Below are 22,515 nucleotides of genomic sequence, written 5' to 3' on the forward strand. Positions count from 1 at the left end.
CCGCCGCCCGGCCAGGCGGCGGCGAACTCGGAACGCCGACGCTTTCCCGACGATGAGCGAGGCGGTGGCCTCCCCGAACTTCAGCGACCCGCCCATCCGCAGCAGATCAGGTCCTCGTTCCACCGGTCGGCCGGCAGCGGCCCGGCGTGCGGGTAGAGCGCGCTGGTCGCCGCCGGGGTATCAACCCGGAGCATGGTGATCCTGCCCAGGTCCCGCATCCTGGGGTGAGGACCTTGCCGACCAGGTCGAACAACCCGAAGTTGACCAGCGTGGCGCCGTGGGTATCGGTCGCGTGCTCGTGGATCGGCAGATCGGTGGCGTTGCCGAGCATCTCATCCAGAGTGCAATGACCCTCGCGGGTAGTGGGCACGATCTGCTTCGTGCCGTACGGCGACCACTGGTCGGAGACATGGGTGTAGGTCGACAGGACCCGGCCGCCGTGGATGTTCATGTCCCGGGCCGTCAAGCTCTTGCGCGGACGGGGAAGCGCTGCCCGTCCGAGGACGACCTGGTGCCGCCGCCGAACTTCCCGGCCAGCTCCATTGAGTAGTGGTGGTTGACCAGGATGGTGTTCGCCTCGCGGAGTGTCTCCTCCCGCACATACCACTCCTGAGTCCAGGCGAGGGTGTCGTAGGACACCCCCGCACGCCTCCGGCGTGCGGGTCAGCCCCAGGTTGGTGGCCCCGGCGATCAGGACGGCCAGCATGTTGCGCTTCTGCTCATCGCCCGGTCCAGCAGGAACTGTTCCAGCTCCTTCAGCGTCTCGTCCCTGGCCGGAACCGGTTTCCAGTCCAGGTACTTCCGCACCAGCTTCAGATGATCACTGCGGGTCTGCGCCCGCCGCCCGTACTGCTCCAGCATCCCCGCATAGACCGCCAGCTGGTTCGCCAGCCGAGGCACGGCCGCCCGCGGCACCGCCCAGATGTCATCGGGCACGAAACCCAGCCACGGTAACGTACACAGCTGGACGGCCAGCCCCAACCACGCCGCGGGCCCGCGGGCCCGCGGCCACCGCCACGGTCCAGGTTGTCGATGAAGCCCAGATCCTTCCGCGTCAGCGTGAAGAACCGGATCAGTTCCTCCCGCCCGATGTCCGGATACGCCCGCAGCCGCTCCATCTGCTCATCAGAGAAGAACTGGGTCGCCAACCCCATCAACCTCCACGGAAGCACTACAACCAGTACGAACCGTAGCGGGCAAAGATCGTCAACCGTCCCAGGGAGGCGAAAAACAGCAGGTCAGAGATGGGTTCGTTGGATTATCCGCGATTGCTACCGGGATCCCGTGCCGTGTCACGTACGTCGGCGCTCCGTCCCGGAACCGCGCCGGTCAGGACCCGTTCAGCAGGCCCCACTGCTCGCTGTTATAGGTAGGAAACGACAGGCTGTTGTCGCGGATGTTGCCGAGCTTCGCGTCGTATGCGAGGAACGATCGATTCTGGTAGAGGGGCAAGATCGAGTAGTCCGATGAGACGATCTTGTCCGCCTCCTGCAGCTTCTTCGTCGCCTCTTCGGCGCTGGTCGCCGACAGGGCGGCGTCGAGGAGCTTGTCGACCTTGAGGTTGCGGTAGTTGCCCAGGTTGAAGCGGCAGAAGTTCACCCCTTCCTCGCAGCTCAGGAAGTACGGGATGTTGCTGGTCGCGGTGAACGGCGACTGCGACACCGTGCCGACCGTCATCGCCCAGTTCCCCTCCTGTACGGCGTCGACCGTGTTGGACACCGCGGCCACCTGCACCTCGATCCCCAGCGGCGCGACCGCGGCCTTGACCAGCTGGGCTTCAGAGGCGCGCAGCTGGTCGCCTGCCTGGACGGCGAAGCGCAGCGCGGGCACGGGCTTGCCGTCGGGCGCCACCAGCTTGGCACCGATCCCGGTATACCCGGCATCGCCCAGCGTCTTCTTCGCCTTCTCGGGGTCGCCGATGCCGTACTCGAACTCGCTCACCACGTCGGCGTAACCGGGCGCGCCGCTCAGGAACATCTGGCTCAGCCGGGGCTCCGCCGTACTGTCGAACTGGCCGATCGTCTTGGCGATCAGGTCCTTCACGCTCACCGCCTGGAAGATCGCCTTGCGCAGGGCGAGGTCTTTCAGGGCCGGGGCGTTGTGGTTCAGCCAGATCTGGTGCACGGAGGCGCTCGGCGACACCTGGTAACGGACCGCGGGCAGGTCGTCGACCTGCTGGACGATGTCGACCTGCGGGTTCGGGTAGATCACGTCGACCTCCTCGTTGGCGAGCGAGGTCGGTTGCTGGGAAACGTCCGTGATGAGGCGGAAGATGAGCTTGTCGAGGTTCTGTGGCTTGCCGTACCACTTCTCGTTGCGAACCATCACCACCGAGCCGTCCGCCGTGAACTCCTCGATCCTGAAGGGCCCCGCCGAGAACTTCGGGACCGACTTGGCGAAGCCCTCGTTGAAGCTCTTCTCCAGGCCCGCGGCGGTGTCGGTCGGCCCGTAGGTCTTCGCGACGTGCGCGGGCAGGATCGGCGAGAACAGCGCCTTCCAGTCGACGTACGGCCGGTCGAAAACGACGGTGACGGTACGGCCCTGCTCGGAACCCTTGACGGACTTGATCCGGTCGTAGCCGGCGTTGTTGGCCGCCTGGCATTTCGGGCAGGTGCGGGGGTCGAGGGCCCGCCAGGTGTACACGAAGTCGTCGGCCGAGATCGGGGTGCCGTCGGACCAGACGGCCTTCGGGTCGATCGTGTACGTGATCGTCTGCGGCGCGTCGGCGGTCTTCTCCGCGCTGGTCACGAGTGTGGCGTTCTGGGTGACCGAGCCGTCGGGCTGGATGGAGAACGCGTTCGGCAGCAGCACGCTGGAGATGTCGATCACGGAGTACGTGGCGCCGCCGGCGTTGAGCACGTTCCAGTTCGAGATCGGATACGTGATCGTGTAGGTCACGGTGCCGCCGGTGCCGACGGTCGCGGTGTTCACCGTGTTCACCTCGCCGGTGACGCGGCCGTCGCCGGACGTCGCCGTCTTCGCGCCGCCTCCGCCTCCGCCCGCGCAGGCGGTGAGCAGGAGCGCCAGGGCGCCGGCCGTCAAGGCCATCGGAAATGTGCGGCGCAAAGCCATGTTCGGCTCCAAACAGGGGGTGAGTTGGATCAGTGACGCTCGCCGCGCACCTGGGCGACGGCTTCCGCGGCCGCCCAGCCGATCAGCGCGTCGAGGTGTGGGGCGTTCGGGGTGGGGTCGGCGGCACGGGTGAAGACGCCGACGGCGTACCTGCCGCCGTCGCGGAACTCGAGCACGCCGGCCTCGTTACGGATCAGCGGCAGGGTGCCGGTCTTGCCGCTGATCACCACGTCGTCCCCCGGGAAGCCGCTGCTCAGGCGGTGCGGCCAGATCTGGGCGCCCATCCAGCCGCGTACCAGGGCGCAGGCGTCCGGCACGGCCGCCTCCTCACGCCAGATGCCGGCCAGCAGGCGGGTGATCTCCTCGGGCGTCGTGCGGCAGGTCCGCGCCGGGTCCAGCGCGCGCAACGACCGCAGTCGCTCCAGCGGCACCTCGCTCAGCTCGCGTTCGTCGTCGCCGTAGGCGGTGCCGAGGTCCTGCGCCACACTGGCCAGAATCTCCGCGCAGTTCTGCGGTACGGCGGTGCCCCCGAGACCGAGCTCCGCCAGAAGAGCGGCCACCCGGTCCTTGCCCACCCGATCGAGGACCAGGTCGGTGGCCACGTTGTCGCTGATGACCATCATGAGCTGGGCCAGGTCTCGGTAGGAGGCGACGACGTGGTCACGGTGCGCGGCCAGGCCGTACGGCGACGGCACCCTGCCCTCGTCCGGGACGGTGACCCGCTGGGTGAGGTCGATCTCGCCGGCCGCCGCCTGGCGGGCCAGTTCGAGGGCCACCGGCACCTTGAAGACCGAGGCGGTGACCACCGGGGTGTTCTCGCCGACGCCCACCGACTTCCCGGTGTCGAGGTCACGCGCGTGCAGCCAGATCTCGGCGCCGAGCCCGGCCGCGTGCTCGCGGATCTCCTCGGGTGTGGCCGCCCTGACCGCACCCGGCCTCCGCACGCCACTCCCCCGCGATCGCAGGCGATCATCCGCCGATCGCACAGGAGCGTCCGCCGACCACACGAGCGTGTCCGATCGCTCGGGGGCATCCTCCGATCGTTCGGGAGCGTCTGAGCGCTCGGAAGCGTCCGATCGCGGGTGGTCGCCGCACGCGTGTGGGTGGCCGGCAAACGCTCGCCCGTCCACGTCCGAACACAGGCACTCGCCCGGCGAACGCGAGTGAGCGTCCGACAGCGGGTGCTCGCCGGATGAGCGCGGTTGGTCGCCGGATGGGCGCAGGTGGTCGCCGGATGATCGTGAGTGATCGCCGCCGGGCGAGCGCAGGTGGTCGCCGGGCGAGCGTGGGTGATCGCCGCCGGGCGAGCGCAGGTGGTCGCCGGGCGAGCGTGGGTGATCGCCGCCGGATGAGCGCAGGTGGTCGACGGCCAGGCGGCCGAGGGTTCCGACGCAGGCGTCGGCGGCGGGCTGGCGGTAGCGGTGGTCCTCGGTTCTGATGAACACCGCGACCGCGAACCGCCCTCCATCGGCCTCCACCACCCCGGCCTCGTTACGCCAGAACGGCAGCGTCCCGGTCTTGGCGCTCACCCGCGTCCCCGGCTCGGTGAACCCGGCCCGCAGCCGATGCGGCCACGCCTGCAGGCCCAGGATGCGCCGCATCTCGGCACACTCCGCGGCCCCGGCCGCCTCGTCCTTCCAGATGGCCGTGAGCAACCGGGTGACCTCGCGCGGCGTACCGGAGTGCTGGGTGCGCTCGGGATCGACCGCCCGCGCGGCGCGCAAGGCGTCGGGACCCGCGCCTTCCGGCACGTCCTGGTACATCGTCTGGTAAAGGTCGTCGCAGGTGCCGTCGACCCTGGTCCTGGTCAGGCCCAGCTCGCGCAGCGTCGCGTTGATCGCGTCGATGCCCAGCAGGTTGACGAGGATGTCGGTGGCCGCGTTGTCGCTGACGCTCATCATCCAGTACGCCAGGTCACGCAGCGAGAGCTCGATCGGGTCGGCCATGACGGACAACCCGGTGGGCCCGGCCGAACGTCCCTCGGCGGGGACGTCGAGCCGCGCGTCAGGAGACAGCCGCCCGTCCCCGAACCGGCGGAACAACTCCACCAGCACCGGAATCTTGAAGACGCTGGCCAGCGCGACCAGCCCGTACTCGCCGTACCCGGCCTCCGCGCCGCTGTCGAGATCGACGGCGTGCACCCAGGCCCGTGCGCCGATCGGCCCGAGAACCTGCTCGACCTGCTCTTTCATGACGACCTCCCCCTCCTCAGCGCCCGTCCGGGCAACCGCCCGGTGGGCGCGCCGTCGGCGAACGCGGTCTGGCCGTTGACGACCACGTGCCGCATCCCCCGCGCGTACTGGTGCGCGGACTCGTAGGTGGCCAGGTCGCCGACGGTCTCGGGGTCGAAGACGACGATGTCGGCATAGGCGCCGACGGCGAGGCGGCCACGGTCACGCAGGCCCAGGTTGGTGGCGGGCAGGCTGGTCATCCGCCGCACCGCCTCGCCGAGGGTCAGCAGCCCCTGCTCGCGCACGTACCGGCCGAGGATCCGGGCGAACGTCCCGTAGGCCCGCGGATGCGTGGGCGCGTCGGTGTAAGGGGGCTCCGCTGCGAAGGTCTCGGCGTCGGACCCGACGGAGACCCACGGGTTGCGCAGGGCGGTCCGCAGCACGTCCTCGTCCATCATGAAGTACATGGCGTGCAGCCCCGGCTCCTCCTCGACCAGCTGCAGCAGCGTCTCGACGGGGTCGGCGCCCCGGTCGCGCGCCGCCTGCCCGAGGCTGAGGCCGCGGTAACCGGCGGCGGGCCCCTTCGGGTCGGGCAGCAGCATGACGCCGTCCGCGCCGCCCGAGGCCAGGTAGATGTTCTCCCAGCGCTCCGACGGCGTGCGCACCCCTTCGCGGATGCGGGCCCGCTCGGCCGGGTCGGCCAGCCGGGCCGCGAGCGCCTCGTGACCTCCCTCGTGGAAGTGCGGCGGGATCGAGGCGGCGAGGTTGGTCTGCCCGGCGAGGTAGGGGTAGATGTCCGCGGTCACCACCTGCCCGGCGGCGCGGGCGGCCTCGACGCGTTCGACGGCGCGTGCCATCTTCGGCCAGTTGTCGCGCCCGGCTGCCTTGAGGTGGTAGATCTCCGCCCGCACCCCGGCCCGGCGGCCGATCTCGATCAGCTCGTCGACCGCGTCGAGGAAGTGGTCGCCCTCGCTGCGCATGTGCGAGATGTACATGCCGTCGTGGCGGGCGACGACCTCGCACAGCGCGACCAGCTCGTCGGTCGGGGCGAAGCAGCCGGGCGGGTAGATGAGCGCCGATCCCAGGCCCAGGGCTCCGTCGGCCATCTCCTCGTCGAGGACGCCGCGTACATGGGAGAGCTCGGCGGCGGTCATCGGCCGGTCGTCCGTGCCCGCGCCGATCATGCGCAGGTTGTGCGCGCCGACGAAGCTGACGACGTTCTGGACCACGCCCTTGCGCTCCAGGTGCGCCAGGAACTCCGACAGCCGGTCCCACTCCAAAGACCCGAAGCTCGCGTCGAGCTCGGCCCTGATCGCGGGGGTGAGCGGCCCGATCGACAGTCCTTCGCCGAAGACCTGCGTCGTGACGCCCTGGTAGAGGTCGGACAGGCCACGGCCGTCCTTCTCCAGGGTGAAGTACGCGTGGCTGAGCACGTTCACGAAACCGGGGGCGACCACCAGCCCGGTGGCGTCCAGCACGGGCACGTCGTGGCCGCCCGCCGAGGGGCCGACGGCGACGATCCGATCGCCTTCGACCAGGACGTCCGCGACCCTCCCAGGGCCACCGCCGCCGTCATGAACCGTGCCACCGCGAATCACCAGAGAAGCCGACATGCGGGCATCCTGCGACGTCACGCCCACCGAATGTTCATCGAATCCGATGAAGTGGCGCAGATCTTACGTCGCATCCGACGAAGTCCGGGCGAGTCGGAACGACTGCACTGGGTGACCAAACCTCAGCCACAGAGAGCCGGTGACCCCTATCGTGCTCACCTTCACCTTCCGCCGCCTCCTGATCTCCATCCCGGTGATCGTGGCGTCGACGTTCGTCGTGTTCCTGCTCGTGACGATGTCCGGTGATCCGCTCGCCAGTCTCAAGGGCCGCAACCCGCCGCCGTCCCCGCAGGTCATCGCGGTCGAGGCGCATCGCCTGTATCTGGACCAGCCGGTGCTGCAGCGCTACTGGACCTGGATGACCGGCGTGCTGCGCGGGGACTTCGGCCCTTCGGTGCGTACCAACCTGGACATCGGCCACGAGATCGCCGCCCGGTTCGGCGTCACGCTGCGTCTCATCGCGGTGGCCGTCGTCCTGGCCCTGCTGCTGGCCGTGGTCGTCGGCGTGCTCAGCGCGGTGAAGCAGTACTCGGGCGTCGACTACGGCTTCACCTTCGCCGCGTTCCTGTTCCTGTCGATGCCGTCGTTCTGGTTCGCGGTGCTGCTCAAGCAGGGCGGGATCTCGCTCAACCAGCTCGTCGGCGATCAGGTGGTGTACACGATCGGGGAGAAGTCGGTGGTCGTGGACGGCGGCGCCTGGGCCCAGCTGACCGACGCGGCGGGCCACATGGTGCTGCCGACGGTCTCGCTGGCGCTGATCTCGTTCGGCGCGTGGAGCCGGTTCCAGCGCGCCTCGATGCTCGACGTGCTCAACAGCGACTACGTGCTGTTCGCACGGGCCAAGGGACTGACACGGCGGCGGGTGGTCGTACGGCACGCGCTGCGCACCGCGCTCATCCCCATGACCACGGTGACCGCGCTCGACTTCGCCTCCCTGATCTCCGGCGCCGTCATCACCGAGACGGTCTTCCAGTGGCGCGGGCTCGGCGACTTCCTCGTCACCTCGATCAACCAGCGCGACGCCTACGCGGTGCTCGCGTGGCTGCTCGTGGTGGCCGTGGCGGTCATCGTGTTCAACCTCGTCGCCGACCTCCTGTACGCCCTCCTCGACCCCAGGATCCGCTATGAGTGACGACACGCGCATCCGCCGGCGCAGCCAGCGCGAGCTGGTGCTGCGCCGCTTCCTCAGGCACAAGGCGGCGGTGGCCAGCCTGGTGCTGTTCGCCGCCGTCGTCCTGCTGGCCTTCGCCGGCGGCGCGCTCTGGCGCTACGACTACGCCGACATCACCTCGGCCGTGTCGGTCCCGCCCTCCCTGGAGCACCCGTTCGGCACCGACAACCTCGGCCACGACACCTTCGCCCAGGTGCTGCGCGGCACCCAGCGCTCGATCGAGATCGCCCTGCTCATCGCGCTGCTCGCCGGGCTGGTGGGCACCCTGTGGGGAGCCTTCTCCGGCTACTACCGCGGCATCACCGACAGCGTGATGATGCGCATCGCCGACCTGGTCCTGACGCTGCCGCTGCTGGCGGTCGCCGCGGTCCTGACCCGCGGCACGTCGGGCTCGTGGTGGTTCGTCGCCCTCGTCATCGCCTCCCTGCAGTGGGCCTACGTCTCCCGTGTGGTGCGCGGCGTCGTCCTGTCGCTGCGCGAGAAGGAGTACGTCGAGGCCAGCCGCGCGCTCGGCGCCACCGACCGGTGGATCATCTTCCGGCACCTGATCCCCAACGCGCTCGGGCCGATCATCGTCAACGTGACGATCCTCGTGGCCGCCGCCATCCTGGTCGAGACCGCGCTGTCGTTCCTCGGCCTCGGCGTCCAGCCGCCCGACACCTCGCTCGGCCTGCTCGTCAGCGAGGCCGACACGGCGGTCAGCACCCGGCCCTGGCTGTTCTACTTCCCCGGCGCGTTCATCGTGGTGATCGCCCTGACCATCAACTTCATCGGGGACGGGCTGCGCGACGCCTTCGACCCGACGCAGCGGAAGGTGCGCACATGAGCGAGCCCGAGATCGTGCTGGAGGTCGAGGACCTCACCGTGTCGTTCCCGACCGAGGACGGCCTGGTCAGGGCGGTCCGCGGGGTCAGCTACGAGCTGCGGCGGGGCGAGGTGCTCGGCATCGTCGGCGAGTCCGGCTCGGGCAAGTCGGTCACCTCGATGGCGGTGATGGGCCTGCTGCCGGGCTCGGCGAAGGTCGGCGGCTCGGTCCGCTTCCGCGGCCAGGAGCTGGTCGGGGCGCCGGACAAGGAGCTGCGGGCCATCCGCGGCGGTCGCATCGCGATGGTCTTCCAGGACCCGATGACCTCGCTCAACCCCGTCCACCCGGTGGGCGACCAGATCGCCGAGGCGGTCAGGGCGCACCATGACGTCAGCGCCGCCGCGGCCCGCGAGCGCGCGGTCGAGCTGCTGGCGATGATGCAGATCCCCCGGCCGAGGGAACGCGCCCGCGACTACCCGCACGAGTTCTCCGGCGGCATGCGCCAGCGCGTCGTCATCGCCACCGCGATGGCGAACGACCCCGACGTCATCATCGCCGACGAACCCACCACCGCGCTCGACGTCACCGTCCAGGCGCAGGTGCTGCGGGCGCTGGAGACCGCGCGGGCGGCCACCGGGGCCGCCATGGTGCTGATCACCCACGATCTCGGCGTCGTCGCCGGCACCGCCGACCGGGTCCTGGTCATGTACGCGGGCCGGCCGGTGGAACTCGGGCACGTGGATGCCATCTACTACGAGCCGCGCATGCCGTACACGCTGGGACTGATCGGGAGCCTGCCCCGGCTGGACGACGCCCGCAGGGGCGAGCGGCTGGTCCCGATCACCGGCTCGCCGCCGTCGCTGCTGGACCTGCCGCCCGGGTGCCCGTTCGGGCCACGCTGCCCGATGCGGCAGGACAGATGCCACGCCGCCGAGCCGGAACTGCTCGCCACCGGCCCCGGCCACCTGGCCGCCTGCCACTTCTCGGCCGACCTGGAGGGCCGCCGCCCCGAGGACGTCTTCGCCCTGACCTCGGCAGACCACGAGGGAGGTGCGGCATGAGCGGGTCACCGCTGCTGTCAGTGCAGGATCTGGTCAAGCACTATCCGGTACGCGGCAAGGGCCTGATCCCGCGTACCACGGGACAGGTGCACGCCGTCTGCGGCGTCTCCTTCGACCTGCACCGGGGCGAGACCCTCGGCCTGGTCGGCGAGTCGGGCTGCGGCAAGTCGACCACCGGCCGGGCCGTGCTCAGGCTGCAGCCGCCCACCTCGGGGACGGTGCTGTTCGACGGCAGGGACCTCGCGGCGGCCGGCGCCGCGGAGATGCGCCGGCTGCGCCAGCGGATGCAGATCGTGTTCCAGGACCCGTACGCCTCCCTCGACCCGCGGATGACCGTCAGCGACGCCATCGCCGAGCCGCTGCGCATCCACGACACCTACCGCCAGGAGGGCCACGAGCGGGTACGCGAGCTCCTGGCCACCGTCGGGCTCAACCCCGAGCACGGCAACCGGTATCCGCACGAGTTCTCCGGCGGCCAGCGCCAGCGCGTCGGCATCGCCAGGGCGCTGGCGATGCGGCCCGAGCTGATCGTGCTGGACGAGCCGGTGTCGGCGCTCGACGTGTCGATTCAGGCCGGCGTGGTGAACCTGCTCCAGGACCTGCAGGAGCAGCTGGGCCTGGCCTACCTGTTCGTGGCGCACGACCTGTCGGTGGTCCGGCACATCGCGCACCGGGTCGCGGTCATGTACCTCGGCCGGGTCGTGGAGATCGGCGACAGGGACGAGCTGTTCGACCGGCCCGCCCACCCCTACACCCAGGCGCTCATCTCGGCCATCCCGCTGCCCGATCCGCGGCTCGAACGTGTCAGGGCGCGCGAGCGGATCGTCATCGGCGGCGACGTGCCCAACCCGGTCAGCCCGCCGAGTGGCTGCCGGTTCCGCACCCGCTGCCCGAAGTTCACCCAGCTCACCGAGGGCGAGCGGGAGATCTGCGTCGAACAGGCGCCCGAGCTGGTCGACCGCGGCCACGGCCATCCGGCCGCCTGCCACTACGCGGAGGTGGCCGCGGTCGTCTGACGCCCTACCGCCACGGCTCGCCGTGCTCGTCCCCGGGACGGCGGCGCCGGGCGGGCGGCGGCGGGGGCGGGTCGTCGCGGCGGGAGGAGGAGTGCGACTCCCCCATGATCTGGATGACGACCCACACCACCGCCACCGGGACCCCGACGATGAAAAGGGAGATCTTCCAGCCGCCCGGCACCACGATCGCCACGATGAGGGCCACGACGAGCAGCGCGAACGCCCCCACGAGGCCGAGACCGAGCTTCTTCCACAGCGACATAAAACCTCCAGGAAACAGCTGGAACGCGACAAAGTATCCCCGACTTGGCGATCTACCGCATCACCCGCCAAACCCCGGGGTAGCGGGGCAGAGACGCGTGTGCGAGGGTGGCGAACATGGTGATCCCGGGGCCGGCGCCGTCCGCGGCGGGCGACAACCTCGACGACATCGCCGCCGCCGGTGGCCTGCACACCTTCCAGCTGGCTCTGCACCGCGACTACGGCGACGTGGCCGCGTTCCGGATGCCCGGCTCGCGGCTCGTGTCCGTCGCCGATCCCCTGCTGCTGGAACGGGTGGCGCGGGTCGACAAGCGGCCGGAGAAGCTGTTCGAGTTCCTCGCCCCGCTCTTCGAGACGGGCAACCTGCAGGTGATGCCGTCCGAGGAACACGTGCCGTGGCGCAAGCTCGTGCTCTCCGCGCTGGCCGGGCGCAAGTCGCACGAGGCGCACTACCCCTCCTTCGCCCGCATGACCGCCGGCATGGCCGACCGCTGGGCGGCCGCGGACGGGCCGGTGGCGCTGCAGAAGGAGCTCAGCGAACTGTCCCTGCGCATGGTCTGCCAGTACGCGCTGGGCATGGAGATGGACGAGGGCGAACTGCCCCGGCGGGTGGTGGGCGCCTTCGAAGAGGTCCTGTCGGAGTATCTGGGCAAGCTGTACGGCACGCCGTACCAGGAGGGCAGGGCGCGGGAAGGCCTGGCGTTCCTGCGTGACGCGGTCGACCAGGTGCTCGCCGGACGGCGCCCGCCGGACCGGCCCGACCTGATCACGCTGATGGCCGAGGCCGGCGAGCGACCGGCGCGGGTGCGCGACACCGTGCTGTCGATGATGCTGGCCGCCCACCACACCACCGGCGTGGCGATCTCCTGGACCCTCTACCTGCTGGCCGCGCACCCGGAGGTGACCGAGCGGATCCGCGCGGAACTGGCGGGGGTGCCGGACGTGCCCGGGTTCGCCGACCTGAGCCGGCTGCGGGTGCTGGAGATGGCACTGAAGGAGTCGATGCGGCGCTACCCGCCCGGCCCGTATGGCGCCCGCGAGACCACCGAGCACCTCACGCTGGGCGGCTACGACCTGCCGGCCGGGACGAACGTGTTCGTGCCGATCTGGGCGGTGCACATGAACCCGCGCGTCTGGACGGATCCGGAGCGGTTCGACCCCGACCGGTTCACACCCGAGCGGATGCCGGAGCGGCCGAGGCTGGCCTACATCCCGTTCGGCTTCGGCCCGCGCGCCTGCGAAGGGGCGTCGCTGGCCATGCTGGAGGCGCGACTGGTGCTGGCCGTCCTGCTCAAGCGCTTCACCTTCCGCCCGGTCGAAGGGCATCCGGTGGTACCGGTGGAGCGCTTCGTGCTGTGGGCCGAGCACGACATCGAGATGACGGTGCTGCCGGCGCCGTCCTGACCGGTTCTTTCGGGCTGCTTACGTCAGGCCCGCGGCTCTCCTCCGGAGGGGTCCGGGCGCTCATGATACGAGCGACACAGCCCCGAAAAATCGGAGTGAATCAACATGTTCCGCCTCACCGCCGCCGCCGGATTCCTGTGCGCGGTCGTCCTCGCCTTCAACACCGCCCGCCGCGCCGGAGTCCTGCCGGAGACGGCGCTCACCCACGCGATCGCGCCCCTTGCTCCGCTGGCCGGCCTGTTCGCGATCACCGGCTGCTACTTCCTCATCTCCCGTACGGCCGGCCGCCTCGGCCTGATCGGCTTCACGCTCAACGCCGCGGGCCTGGCCGGCGCCTTCGCCGTCGAGTACACCCTGCACTTCGTCTTCCCCGCCCTCGGCCGCAGCACGGTCGCCACCCTGGTCGCCGGGGGCACCGGCCGGGCGTTCCTGGTGACGTCCCTGGTGCTGATGGCAGGCGTCCTCACCTTCGCCGCGGCCGCCATCAGGGCGGGCGGCCTGCCCACCGGCGCCATCGTCCTCTACGCGGCGGGCATGATCCCGGGCTCGCTCAGGAACGTCGTCCCCGAACCCCTCTACCTGCTGGGCCTGCTGGTCGCCGCCGCCGGAGTGGCCTGGCTGGCCCTGGGCCTGTGGCGGGCGGAACCCGCGCGCGCGACCCTGGCACAAGCCTGACTCAGAGCGCCGCCCGGATCGCCGTCTGGGCGGCCTCGCGCAGCTGGGCATGGACCAGGGCGTTGGACTCGCGCTCCGAACGCACCTCGACCACCCGCAGCCCCTCCCCGCGCAACGCCTTGCCCAGCTCCGAGATGTCACTGACCAGCGTGTACGGCGTCCCCGTGGCCGCCGCCACATACCCGAGATCGACCCCGTGCGGAGTACCGAAGACCCGCTCGAACGGATCGCGCACCGCCGCCTGCGGCAGCAGCGAGAAGATCCCGCCGCCGTCGTTGTTCACCACGACGAAGCACAGGTCGGGCCGGGGCTCACGGGGCCCGAGGATCAGCCCGTTCTGGTCGTGCAGGAACGACAGGTCCCCCAGCAGCGCGAACGACGGCCCGTTGTGCCCGAGCGCCGCCCCCATCGCGGTCGAGACCAGCCCGTCGATCCCCGAGGCGCCCCGGCTGCTCAGCACCCGGATCCCGCGCCGGGGCCGCATGGCCTGGTCGAGGTCCCTGATCGGCATCGAGGAGCCGCTGAACAACAGCGCCCCGTTCGGCAGCGCGTCCACCAGATCACGGGCCAGGCGCGGCTCGCTGAGCCCGGAGGCGTCGAGAAGCTCGTCGATCGCGGCGCGGGCGGCCAGGTCGGCGCCGCGCCAGGAGTGCAGCCACGTGTCGTCGCCGGAGGCGACCGGGATCTCCACCGCCTGCGCGACCTGCGTGGCCGAGCGGGTCGGATCGGGCCAGCGGGCCAGGTCGGGCGCGACGACGATGTGCTCCTGCGCCCGCTTCAGCCACGTCAGCAGCGGGCGCGACAGGCCGGGACGACCCAGCGTCACGACCACGTCGGGCTGGTGGGCGTCGGCGAACTCGGGCGTGCCGAGCAGGAAGTGGTAGGTGGAGATCGCGTGGTCGCCGTAGCGGCCGCCACCGTTGGGCTCCGACAGCACCGGCCAGCCGGCCATGCCCGCGGCGGCGATGTAGCGGCGCACGTTGGCCGCGCCGTCGCCGACGACCAGGACGCCCCGGCGGGTGGGCGGGATGTGCAGCGCCACGGGCGGCGGGGCGACGCGGGCGCGCACCCACGGGCCGTTGACGTCGCCGTCGAGCGACTCGCACCAGCTCGTGTCGCCGTCGGGGATGAGCGGCTCGCGGAAGGAGAGGTTGAGGTGGACCGGTCCGGGATCGGCCGGTCCGAGGGTGCGCTGGTAGGCGCGGCAGGCCAGCGAGCGCCAGTACGCCACCTGGCCGGGGCGCTCCTCCGGCACCCCCACCTCGGCGAACCAGCGGACGGCGGAGCCGTACAGCTTGATCTGGTCGATGGTCTGGTTGGCGCCGGTGCCGCGCAGTTCGGGCGGCCGGTCGGCGGTCAGCACCAGCAGGGGTACGCCCGATTCGCCCGCCTCGATGACGGCGGGGTGGAAGTTGGCGGCGGCGGTCCCCGACGAGCAGAGCAGGGCGACCGGCCGTTCCGAACGCTTGGCCAGGCCGAGCGCGAGGAAGGAGGCCGAGCGCTCGTCGATGCGCACGTGCAGGCGGACCCGGGACTCGGCGTGCAGGGCGAGCGCGAGGGGGGCGGAGCGGGAGCCGGGCGCGAGCACGACGTCGGTGAGTCCGCAGCGCACCAGCTCGTCGACCAGCACGGAGGCCAGCGCGGTGGCGGGGTTCACGGGGCAGCCTCCTGCATCCGGCGAAGCCACGAGGGGGATTCGATCTCAAATTCCGACAAATACGAAAAATCCACGTTCGGGCGGCGGACCACTATCTGTCCGTCTACCGGCATGAGGGAGTCTTTCACGACATCTCCCGAAAGGAGGGTCATGGTGCCCAGACCGCACGCATAGGGCAGCTCGGGCAGAGCGGCGGCCAGCGCCAGGCCCGCGGCCAGGCCCACGGAACTCTCGACCGCGCTGGAGACGACCGCGGGCAGCCCGCACGCCTCCACCACGCGCAGCGCGTCGCGCACGCCGCCGAGCGGCTGGACCTTCACCACCGCGATATCGGCCGCCTCCGCCGCGCGCACCCGCAACGGATCCTCCGCCTTGCGGATCGACTCGTCGGCGGCGATCGGCACGTCACACCTGCGGCGCACCTGGGCCAGCTCATCGAGGGTGGCACAGGGCTGCTCGGCGTACTCCAGGTCGAAACGGCCGAGATCCCTCAACCGGCGCACCGCCTCATCCACGCTCCAGGCGCCGTTGGCGTCCACGCGCAACCTTCCCGAGGGGCCGAGCGCGTCGCGCACCGCCTCCACCCGGGCCAGGTCCTCGGCGAAGCTCTGGCCGCGCTCGGCGACCTTCACCTTGGCGGTGGCGCAGCCGGCCCGCCGTACGAGCTGGAACGCTTTGTCCGGCGGCACGGCGGGGATCGTCGAGTTGACCGGGACGGCGGCGCGCACGGGCGCGGGCCAGCCCTCGTCGGCGGCCTCGCGGGCGCAGGCCAGCCAGCGCGAGCACTCGCGCGGACCGTACTCGGGGAAGGGCGAGAACTCACCCCAGCCGGCGGGCCCGTGGATGAGCACGCCTTCCCTGACGGTCTGCCCGCGAAAACGCTCGCGCATGGGGATCCGGAAGACGACGGGAGAACGCTCCACGACCCTCCCCGCACTCATATCCGAACTGTCGCCACTAACCTTACGAGCATGGTGAGCAAACCGTTGCACGCCCTCGCGCTGCCACCCGGTCCGCGGCTGTTCGCGGCGATTCGCGATGCTCTGACCGGCGACGGTCCCGCCGTGCTCCCCCTGCCGCCCGCCGACGCCGGCGCCACGCTGACGGCCCTGCGCCCCACCCATCTCGACGGGGTACGGCAGGCCGGCGGAGAAGGCGTGCCCGAGGACGTCGCGGTCGTGATCGCGACCAGCGGCAGCACCGGCGTGCCGAAGGGCGTCATGCTCACCGGGCGGGCGCTGCGCTCCTCCGCCGAGGCGTCGCTGCGCCACCTGAAGGCCGCCAAGGGCGAGCGCTGGCTGTGCTGCCTGCCCCCCTCGCACGTGTCAGGACTGCAGGTGCTGGTCAGGTCGGTGCTGACCGGCAGCGAGCCGGTCATCCACGACGGCTTCTCCCCCGAGGCGGTGCTGGGCTCGGGCGCCGAGCACGTGTCGCTGGTGCCGACCCAGCTGCACCGGCTGGTGGAACGGGGTGCGGACCTGTCGGTGTTCCGCTCGATCCTGCTCGGCGGCGCGGCGCCCCGGCCGGGCCTGCTGCGGGAGGCTCGGGCGCTCGGTGCGCGGATCGTCACGACGTACGGGATGAGTGAGACCAGCGGCGGCTGCGTGTACGACGGCCGGCCCCTTTACAATGTAGATCTCAAGATCGGGGCGGACGGCCGGGTGCGGATCGCCGGTCCCGTCCTGTTCTCCGGCTACCGCTTCGGCGCGGCGCCGTTCGAGGACGGCTGGTTCGTCACCTCCGACCTCGGCGAGCTGAACGGCGGGCGGCTGCGCGTGCTCGGCCGGGCCGACGACGTCATCAACACCGGCGGCGAGAAGGTCGTGGCCGGGGTCGTGGCCGCCGTGCTCGGCGAGCATCCCGAGATCGCCGACGTGGCGGTCGTCGGCGGCCCCGACCCGGAGTGGGGCGAGCGCGTGGTCGCGGTCGTGGTCCCCGCCGACCCCGCGCGCCCGCCCACGCTGGACCAGCTCCGCGCCTACGCCAAAGACCGGCTGCCGGCCTACGCCGCCCCGCGCGAGCTGCGGCTTCTCCCCCGGTTGCCGCTACTGCCGAACGGTAAAACCGACCTCGCCCTGTTGCGGACCGGAACCTGACGCGGCCGGGCTGCGTCATAGGTGGCGAGAGAAAGAGGGAGCGCTTCATGAACCAGACCCGCAAGATGTGGGCGTCCGCGGCGGCCGTCGGCGTGATCCTCGTCGGTGGCGCCACAGTCGCGGCAGCCGCCTCGGCGGGCCGGGTCGACCAAGCCCGGGGAGAGACCCGGGCGGAGGTCGGGAAGACCACGCCCGCGCCCACCCCGACCGACCGCGTCGTGGTCTCCCAGGACATCAACCCCGACCCCTCCAAGGTCCTGGAGCACTGGACCGAGCAGCGCATGGAGGGCGCGGAGCCGATGCCGATGCCCGAGGTCGAGCTCAAGCCCGGGGAGTTCGAACTGGCGGAGTGAATTCCCGCAGGGTGTGGGGTGGATCGCATTCTCCGCGGTCCGCCCTTTTTTGCCGGGTCCGGGAACAAATGGCGGCGAATGACGTTATTGATACTGGTGCGTCGAGCGGCCACACCGCCCCACCACAAACTGCCTGATCGCTTCGACTCCGTATGGAGGAGGTGTCCTCATGCCCAGAACCGCCGTGGCGGCCCCGCCCGCGACCCTCGACCAGCTCCTTGACCGAGGGCGAGCTCAGGGTCACCTTTCTCTTTCGGAACTGCGCGACGCGTTCGCGCTGGCCGGCATCAGCCCCGCCGAGGGCCGTTCCATCCTGCGCGAGCTGACCGAGGCCGGGGTGAGCCTGGCCGCGGAGAACGAGCCCGCCCTGACCAAGAAGGTCCCGGCCGCGAAGAAGACCACCGCCAAGAAGACGTCCGCCGCCGGCAAGACGTCCGCGGCCAAGAAGAGCGCCGCGCCGAAGGCGTCCGGGAAGTCCGAGGCCGCCTCTTCGGAGGACGAGCCCGACGAGCCGGCGATGTCCGACGAGGACGCCGAGCTGGAGCAGGAACCGCTCGACCTCGACGACAACCAGTCCGTCATGGGCGACTCCGTGCACACCTACCTCAAGTCGATCGGCCGCCGCACGCTGCTGACCGCCGCCCAGGAGGTGGAACTGGCCAGGCGCATCGAGGCCGGGCTGTACGCCGAGTACAAGCTCGACTGCGACCAGAACTGCTCCGCCGCGGTGCGCGCGGACCTGGAGCTGGTCATCGAGGACGGCAGGCAGGCCAAGGACCACATGCTGGAGGCCAACCTGCGCCTGGTGGTGTCGGTGGCCAAGAAGTACACCGACCGCGGCATGTCGCTGCTGGACGTCGTCCAGGAGGGCAACCTCGGGCTGATCCGGGCCGTGGAGAAGTTCGACTACACCAAGGGCTTCAAGTTCTCCACCTACGCCATGTGGTGGATCAGGCAGGCCATCCAGCGCGGCTTCGCCGACTCCGCCCGCACGATCCGGCTGCCGGTCCACGTGCTGGAGATGCTGTCGAAGCTGTCGCGGATCGAGCGCGACATGCACCAGCGCCTCGGCCGCGAGCCCACGCCGGAGGAACTGGCCGTCGAGCTCGACAAGACGCCCGACCAGATCGAGGAACTGCTGCGCACCAGCCGCCAGCCCATCTCGCTCAACGCCACGATCGGCGAGGACGGCGAGACCACGATCGGCGACCTCATCGAGGACGTCGACTCGCCCGAGGCGTCCGAGATCGTCGACCGCCAGCTGCTGGGCGACCAGCTCCGTGGCGTGCTCGACAACCTCTCGCCGCGTGAGTCCAAGATCATGGCGTTGCGGTTCGGCCTGGTGGACGGCAAGCCGCACACCCTGGACGAGATCGGCAAGCACCTCGGCCTGACCCGCGAGCGGATCCGCCAGCTGGAGAAGGAGTCGCTGTCCAAGCTCCGCCACCCCAGCAACACGCGCCCGCTCCTGGACTGGGCCAGCTGACCCACCCCGGAAAGGCCCGGCACCCCGCACGGTGCCGGGCCTTCCCTTTTTCCGGTACGGCAAGCCGCCCCCACCCGGCGCTCCTCACCATCCAGAAGCCCTGACCAGACCCCCGCGGCCGATCGCCCAGGCGAGCAGCCTGACCAGATCCGGCCCAGCACCCCACGGCCGACCACCCTGGCCGGCACCTTGGCGGCCGCCGGCCCACCGGGTCTCGCCCGCTCCCGCGGCAGCGGCAGCGGCTGGGGCGGGCCCGCGGTCCGGGCAGGCCCGGGACCGGGTTGGCGGGTCCGGACGGGGCCCGAGGCGAAGCCGGGCCGGGGGCCGGGGAGGGTTCGGGATGGGTTGAGGGGGTTCGGGTGGTTGGGGTGGTACCAGGGAAGATGTCCACGTTCCGTAGTGTGATACTTACGGTATGACCGTCTTTGCCGGAGGCAAGATCGAGGCATTTGTCGGGCCCACCGAACTGGGCGCGGCCGACAACCTCGAACAGGTGATCATCGACTTCATCGGCGGCGCCAAGCGGTTCCTCGACATCGCCGTCCAAGAGCTCGACTCCGAGCCCATCGCCCAGGCCATCCTCGACGCCCGCTTCCGCGGCGTGGACGTCCGCATGGTCCTGGAGCAGGACTACCTGATCTCCGCCAAGCTCCCGAACATCGCCCCCAAGGCCGGGGAGGACGAGGCCGCCGCCCGCCTTCGCGTGCAGTGGGGCCAGGAGAGCGGCGCCAAGAGCCTGGAACCCAACCGGAAGATCCTCGCCGCGCTGCTGCGCTGCAACGTCGACGTCAAGGCCGACTACAACCCGGCGATCTTCCACCAGAAGTTCATCATCCGCGACTTCCGCGAACGCGCCCTGCCCAGTTCCGCCATCCTGTCCGGCTCGGCGAACTTCACCGGCACCGACTGCCACCGCAACCTCAACCACATCGTGATCTTCAACGATGCCCGGGTCTGCCGCGAGTACACCACCGAGTTCGCCCAGATGCGCGCCGGCCAGTTCGGCCGCGGCGCCCACGGCAAGGTGCCCATGGCGTTCAACCTCAACGGCGTGCCGGTCAAGATCCTGTTCGCGCCCGACCACGCGCCCGAGCTGGAGATCATGAAGCAGATGCTCAAGGCGTCCAAGCGGGTCGACTTCGCGATCTTCACCTTCTCCGGCTCCTCGGGCATCGACGACGCCATGATCGCGCTGGCCGCGGCCAAGCGGACCGTCACCGGCGTCATGGACCCGGGCCAGGGCGCCCAGGCCTGGGCCGCCACCCACGACCTCGACCGCGCCCGCATCGAGCTGTACTTCCCCAAGCGCAGCGCCGCCTTCGGCAAGCTGCACCACAAGCTCATGGTCATCGACGAGGCCGTCGTCATCGCGGGGTCCTTCAACTACACCGCGCCGGCCAACAACTACAACGACGAGAACATCTTCGTCCTCGGCAGCCCCTACCCGGAACTGCCCAAACGTGAGGGAGGCCCGGTCGACCCCGCCGCCTGCGCGGAGCTGGCCCGCTTCTTCCGCACCGAGATCGAGCGCATAGAGGCCGCCGGAGAACGCTTCATCGGCAAACCCTGAGCGCGATCTGTCGGAGGCCGCTGCTATAGATGGCGCACCACTGTCAAGATCCCTCGCGGACGGGAACCATCGGCATGCAGCTCTCCCCCCTCGCCCAGCGCCTGTTCGCGCTCATCAGCGGGTCGGCGAACGACCCTTCGTACTGGCCGGTGACCTCCCAGCTGAGCACCGGTCTGGTCGGGGTGGCGCCGGAGCGGCTGACCGCGCCCGCACGTGAGCTGGTCGGATTCCTGCTGCCGGACGCGCTCCCGGTCCACGCGCCGTTCCCCGCGCTGGTGGCGGCGGGACTGGCGGGCATGGACGGCGAGGTACGGGCCCGGCTCGGCCGGGAGCAGGGGCCGATCGCGCTGACCGAGTTCGACCTGCTGCTCGGCTGGGACGTGGAGCGCCGGGCGCTGTTCGCCGAGGTGATGCGAGAGGAGCCGCCCCAGGGCGTGACCGCGTGGCTCCGCGGCCTGCCCGGCTATGCGGGCTTCGCCCGCGAGGCGCTTGAGGCGGCGCGCGACCGCGTCGCGGCGATCCACGCCGGGGAGATCGCCTACCAGGCGGACAAGGCGTTCGCGGACGGGGAGAAGGGGAGCGTCGGGCGGGCCGCGCGGGTCGCGCTCTCCCGCGACGAGCCCTGGCTGCCCGAGGTGCTGGAGCCGCTGCTGCTCGGGGTCGCGGTGGCGCCCACCCAGGCCAGGACCCTGCCCTCGCAGGCGGTGCTGTTCGAGATCGCCCGCGCGGTGGAGGAACATCCGACGCCCGAGGCGATCTCCGCGCTGCGCGCCGCCCGCAGGGCCACCCGGCACGCCGGGGTGCCCAAGCAGCTCGACCGCATGTTCAAGCGCATCGAGCCCGCGCTGGCCGAGCGGCTGGAGGTGGCCTTCCGGCTGCCCGACGGCCGCGTACGCCAGTCCGTCGGCGAGCACACGGCGGTGATCTCCACCGACGGCGCGGTCGAGTTGTCGTGGTGGCACGGGGACAAGAAGCTCAAGGCGGTCCCGGCGGCGGTCAGGCGCGAGCATCCCGGCGAGGTCGGGCGGCTGCGCGAGCTGGCCAGGCAGGCGACGGCGCAGCGGGCCACCCTGGTCAGGGCGCTGGAGGCCGGATACACCGGGGAGACGGCGCCGCCGTACCGGCGGCTGGAGGGTCACGCGGTCGCCGACCGGCTGATCTGGGAGTTCGAGGTCGCGCCGGGCGTGTGGCGGGCCGAGCTGGGGATGGGCGTGCCGGACGTGCCGGTGCGGCTGTGGCATCCGGCCCGCGCGAGCGCGGAGGAGGTGCGGGCATGGCGGGACGTGGTGCTGGGCGAGGAGCTGCGTCAGCCGTTCAAGCAGGCCTTCAGGGAGGTCTATCCGCTCACGCCCGCCGAGGAGGCGAGCGGGATCTACTCCCAGCGGTTCGCCGGGCACGTGGTCGACTACCGCAAGCTGTACGCGCTGTTCAAGCAGCGGGGCTGGAAGGCGGAGTTCCTGGGCCCGTGGGACGGCGGCGGCGACGGCGAGGCCAGGCGCACGATGGCGGGCGGGCGGTGGCGGGTGAGCCTGGGGCACGGCCTGTACACCGAGGCCCAGGCCTGCACCTCCCGGGTGTCCTTCCAGCGGCGGGCCGAGGGCGGGTGGCAGGACGCGCCGTTGACGGAGGTGCCGCCGCTGGCGTTCAGCGAGGCGCTGCGCGACGTCGACCTGTTCGTGGCCGTCGCCTCGATCACGACCGAGCAGCGGTGGGCCGAGGAGGGGCCGGAACGCATGCGGGACTACTGGCGCGACGGCTCGTTCGGGCCGCTGACGCCCTCCGCCGAGGTCCGCCGCGACGCGCTGGCGCGGCTGATCGGGCGTACGGCGATCGCCGGCCGGTGCGCCCTGACCGATCGGTTCCTGGTGGTCAGGGGGGATCTGCGCACCTACAAGATCCATCTGGGGTCGGCGAACATCCTCATGGAGCCCAACGACGCCTACCTGTGCGTCGTCTCCGCCGGCGACCCGCGCGCCGGGCTGTTCCTGCCCTTCGAGGAGGACGGCAAGCTGGCGCTCATCCTCAGCAAGGCGTTCCTGCTGGCCGGCGACACCGCCATCACCGACCCCACCATCACCCGGCAGATCCTGGCGCCCTGACGGCT

At 71.1% G+C, this 22,515-nt stretch carries 18 protein-coding genes and 1 pseudogene; 10 read left to right on the plus strand and 9 right to left on the minus strand.

The window, feature by feature from the left end:
• Positions 1 to 106: 106 nt before the first annotated feature.
• From ACIBHY_RS36605 to ACIBHY_RS36630, 6 genes are all read right to left on the minus strand, one after another.
• Positions 107 to 451: a Tn3 family transposase gene (locus ACIBHY_RS36605; protein ID WP_397309095.1), complete on the minus strand. Its 345-nt coding sequence runs from the start codon at positions 449 to 451 to the stop codon at positions 107 to 109.
• Positions 452 to 462: 11 nt separating this feature from the next.
• Positions 463 to 639, minus strand: coding sequence for a Tn3 family transposase (locus ACIBHY_RS36610; protein WP_397309096.1), 177 nt, complete (start codon positions 637 to 639; stop codon positions 463 to 465).
• A 51-nt stretch (positions 640 to 690) separates the two neighbouring features.
• Complete coding sequence (locus tag ACIBHY_RS36615) at positions 691 to 981, minus strand: DUF4158 domain-containing protein (RefSeq protein WP_397309097.1); 291 nt, start codon at positions 979 to 981, stop codon at positions 691 to 693.
• Between the two features lie 348 nt (positions 982 to 1,329).
• Positions 1,330 to 3,072 carry an ABC transporter family substrate-binding protein gene (locus tag ACIBHY_RS36620; RefSeq protein ID WP_397309098.1) on the minus strand — a complete coding sequence of 581 codons (1,743 nt, stop codon included), beginning with the start codon at positions 3,070 to 3,072 and terminating at the stop codon, positions 1,330 to 1,332.
• Between the two features lie 29 nt (positions 3,073 to 3,101).
• The gene (locus ACIBHY_RS36625) at positions 3,102 to 5,264 is read right to left on the minus strand and encodes a serine hydrolase (protein WP_397309099.1); all 2,163 of its coding nucleotides are present in this window, start codon (positions 5,262 to 5,264) and stop codon (positions 3,102 to 3,104) included.
• Positions 5,261 to 6,856: an amidohydrolase family protein gene (locus ACIBHY_RS36630; protein WP_397258734.1), complete on the minus strand. Its 1,596-nt coding sequence runs from the start codon at positions 6,854 to 6,856 to the stop codon at positions 5,261 to 5,263. Before ACIBHY_RS36630 ends, ACIBHY_RS36625 begins: the two co-directional genes overlap by 4 nt.
• A gap of 151 nt (positions 6,857 to 7,007) precedes the next feature.
• On the opposite strand from ACIBHY_RS36630, the gene ACIBHY_RS36635 reads away from it, so the two are divergent.
• The 3 genes and pseudogenes from ACIBHY_RS36635 to ACIBHY_RS36645 all read left to right on the plus strand — a co-directional run bounded on the left by ACIBHY_RS36635 (position 7,008) and on the right by ACIBHY_RS36645 (position 10,909).
• Entirely contained in the window at positions 7,008 to 7,988 is a 981-nt protein-coding gene (locus ACIBHY_RS36635; RefSeq protein WP_397258752.1) for an ABC transporter permease, read from the plus strand.
• On the plus strand, positions 7,981 to 8,853 hold the full coding sequence (locus tag ACIBHY_RS36640) for an ABC transporter permease (RefSeq protein WP_397258732.1): 873 nt from the start codon (positions 7,981 to 7,983) through the stop codon (positions 8,851 to 8,853). Before ACIBHY_RS36635 ends, ACIBHY_RS36640 begins: the two co-directional genes overlap by 8 nt.
• A pseudogene (locus ACIBHY_RS36645) lies at positions 8,850 to 10,909 on the plus strand (dipeptide ABC transporter ATP-binding protein). The gene ACIBHY_RS36640 and the pseudogene ACIBHY_RS36645 overlap by 4 nt, the downstream one beginning before the upstream one ends.
• A gap of 4 nt (positions 10,910 to 10,913) precedes the next feature.
• Here ACIBHY_RS36645 and ACIBHY_RS36650 read toward each other — a convergent pair.
• Positions 10,914 to 11,171 (minus strand): hypothetical protein, encoded by a 258-nt coding sequence (locus ACIBHY_RS36650; RefSeq protein WP_397258731.1) that lies wholly within the window; start codon positions 11,169 to 11,171, stop codon positions 10,914 to 10,916.
• Positions 11,172 to 11,287: 116 nt separating this feature from the next.
• Between ACIBHY_RS36650 and ACIBHY_RS36655 the strand changes: the two genes are divergently transcribed.
• Positions 11,288 to 12,574: a cytochrome P450 gene (locus ACIBHY_RS36655; RefSeq protein WP_397309100.1), complete on the plus strand. Its 1,287-nt coding sequence runs from the start codon at positions 11,288 to 11,290 to the stop codon at positions 12,572 to 12,574.
• 105 nt (positions 12,575 to 12,679) lie between these two features.
• Positions 12,680 to 13,249: a hypothetical protein gene (locus ACIBHY_RS36660; RefSeq protein WP_397258727.1), complete on the plus strand. Its 570-nt coding sequence runs from the start codon at positions 12,680 to 12,682 to the stop codon at positions 13,247 to 13,249.
• A gap of 1 nt (position 13,250) precedes the next feature.
• Here the strand turns inward: ACIBHY_RS36660 and menD are convergent, their stop codons facing one another.
• A complete protein-coding gene (gene menD, locus ACIBHY_RS36665) occupies positions 13,251 to 14,906 on the minus strand; it encodes a 2-succinyl-5-enolpyruvyl-6-hydroxy-3-cyclohexene-1-carboxylic-acid synthase (protein WP_397258725.1) in 1,656 nt (551 codons plus the stop codon).
• Positions 14,903 to 15,847 carry an o-succinylbenzoate synthase gene (locus ACIBHY_RS36670; protein ID WP_397258723.1) on the minus strand — a complete coding sequence of 315 codons (945 nt, stop codon included), beginning with the start codon at positions 15,845 to 15,847 and terminating at the stop codon, positions 14,903 to 14,905. The genes menD and ACIBHY_RS36670 overlap by 4 nt, the downstream gene beginning before the upstream one ends.
• A gap of 30 nt (positions 15,848 to 15,877) precedes the next feature.
• On the opposite strand from ACIBHY_RS36670, the gene ACIBHY_RS36675 reads away from it, so the two are divergent.
• From ACIBHY_RS36675 to ACIBHY_RS36695, 5 genes are all read left to right on the plus strand, one after another.
• Positions 15,878 to 17,002, plus strand: coding sequence for an AMP-binding protein (locus ACIBHY_RS36675; protein ID WP_397309101.1), 1,125 nt, complete (start codon positions 15,878 to 15,880; stop codon positions 17,000 to 17,002).
• A gap of 47 nt (positions 17,003 to 17,049) precedes the next feature.
• Positions 17,050 to 17,355, plus strand: a complete 306-nt coding sequence (locus ACIBHY_RS36680) for a hypothetical protein (protein ID WP_397258719.1) — start codon at positions 17,050 to 17,052, stop codon at positions 17,353 to 17,355.
• Positions 17,356 to 17,524: 169 nt separating this feature from the next.
• The gene (locus tag ACIBHY_RS36685; RefSeq protein ID WP_397309102.1) at positions 17,525 to 18,841 is read left to right on the plus strand and encodes a sigma-70 family RNA polymerase sigma factor; all 1,317 of its coding nucleotides are present in this window, start codon (positions 17,525 to 17,527) and stop codon (positions 18,839 to 18,841) included.
• A gap of 415 nt (positions 18,842 to 19,256) precedes the next feature.
• Complete coding sequence (locus ACIBHY_RS36690; protein WP_397309103.1) at positions 19,257 to 20,411, plus strand: phospholipase D-like domain-containing protein; 1,155 nt, start codon at positions 19,257 to 19,259, stop codon at positions 20,409 to 20,411.
• 74 nt (positions 20,412 to 20,485) lie between these two features.
• On the plus strand, positions 20,486 to 22,510 hold the full coding sequence (locus ACIBHY_RS36695) for a DUF4132 domain-containing protein (protein WP_397309104.1): 2,025 nt from the start codon (positions 20,486 to 20,488) through the stop codon (positions 22,508 to 22,510).
• The last annotated feature ends 5 nt before the right edge of the window (positions 22,511 to 22,515 follow it).

Source organism: Nonomuraea sp. NPDC050547 (assembly GCF_044457345.1).
Lineage (GTDB): Bacteria > Actinomycetota > Actinomycetes > Streptosporangiales > Streptosporangiaceae > Nonomuraea.

Bases quoted from the DNA above. Each gene is read 5' to 3' on its own strand.
- ACIBHY_RS36640 (WP_397258732.1), top strand. From the start codon at position 7,981: ATGAGTGACGACACGCGCATCCGCCGGCGCAGCCAGCGCGAGCTGGTG.
- ACIBHY_RS36620 (WP_397309098.1), bottom strand. From the start codon at position 3,072: ATGGCTTTGCGCCGCACATTTCCGATGGCCTTGACGGCCGGCGCCCTG.
- ACIBHY_RS36630 (WP_397258734.1), bottom strand. From the start codon at position 6,856: ATGTCGGCTTCTCTGGTGATTCGCGGTGGCACGGTTCATGACGGCGGC.
- ACIBHY_RS36660 (WP_397258727.1), top strand. From the start codon at position 12,680: ATGTTCCGCCTCACCGCCGCCGCCGGATTCCTGTGCGCGGTCGTCCTC.
- ACIBHY_RS36680 (WP_397258719.1), top strand. From the start codon at position 17,050: ATGAACCAGACCCGCAAGATGTGGGCGTCCGCGGCGGCCGTCGGCGTG.
- ACIBHY_RS36695 (WP_397309104.1), top strand. From the start codon at position 20,486: ATGCAGCTCTCCCCCCTCGCCCAGCGCCTGTTCGCGCTCATCAGCGGG.
- ACIBHY_RS36685 (WP_397309102.1), top strand. From the start codon at position 17,525: ATGCCCAGAACCGCCGTGGCGGCCCCGCCCGCGACCCTCGACCAGCTC.
- ACIBHY_RS36605 (WP_397309095.1), bottom strand. From the start codon at position 451: ATGAACATCCACGGCGGCCGGGTCCTGTCGACCTACACCCATGTCTCC.
- ACIBHY_RS36655 (WP_397309100.1), top strand. From the start codon at position 11,288: ATGGTGATCCCGGGGCCGGCGCCGTCCGCGGCGGGCGACAACCTCGAC.
- ACIBHY_RS36675 (WP_397309101.1), top strand. From the start codon at position 15,878: ATGGTGAGCAAACCGTTGCACGCCCTCGCGCTGCCACCCGGTCCGCGG.
- ACIBHY_RS36625 (WP_397309099.1), bottom strand. From the start codon at position 5,264: ATGAAAGAGCAGGTCGAGCAGGTTCTCGGGCCGATCGGCGCACGGGCC.
- ACIBHY_RS36650 (WP_397258731.1), bottom strand. From the start codon at position 11,171: ATGTCGCTGTGGAAGAAGCTCGGTCTCGGCCTCGTGGGGGCGTTCGCG.
- ACIBHY_RS36670 (WP_397258723.1), bottom strand. From the start codon at position 15,847: ATGAGTGCGGGGAGGGTCGTGGAGCGTTCTCCCGTCGTCTTCCGGATC.
- ACIBHY_RS36690 (WP_397309103.1), top strand. From the start codon at position 19,257: ATGACCGTCTTTGCCGGAGGCAAGATCGAGGCATTTGTCGGGCCCACC.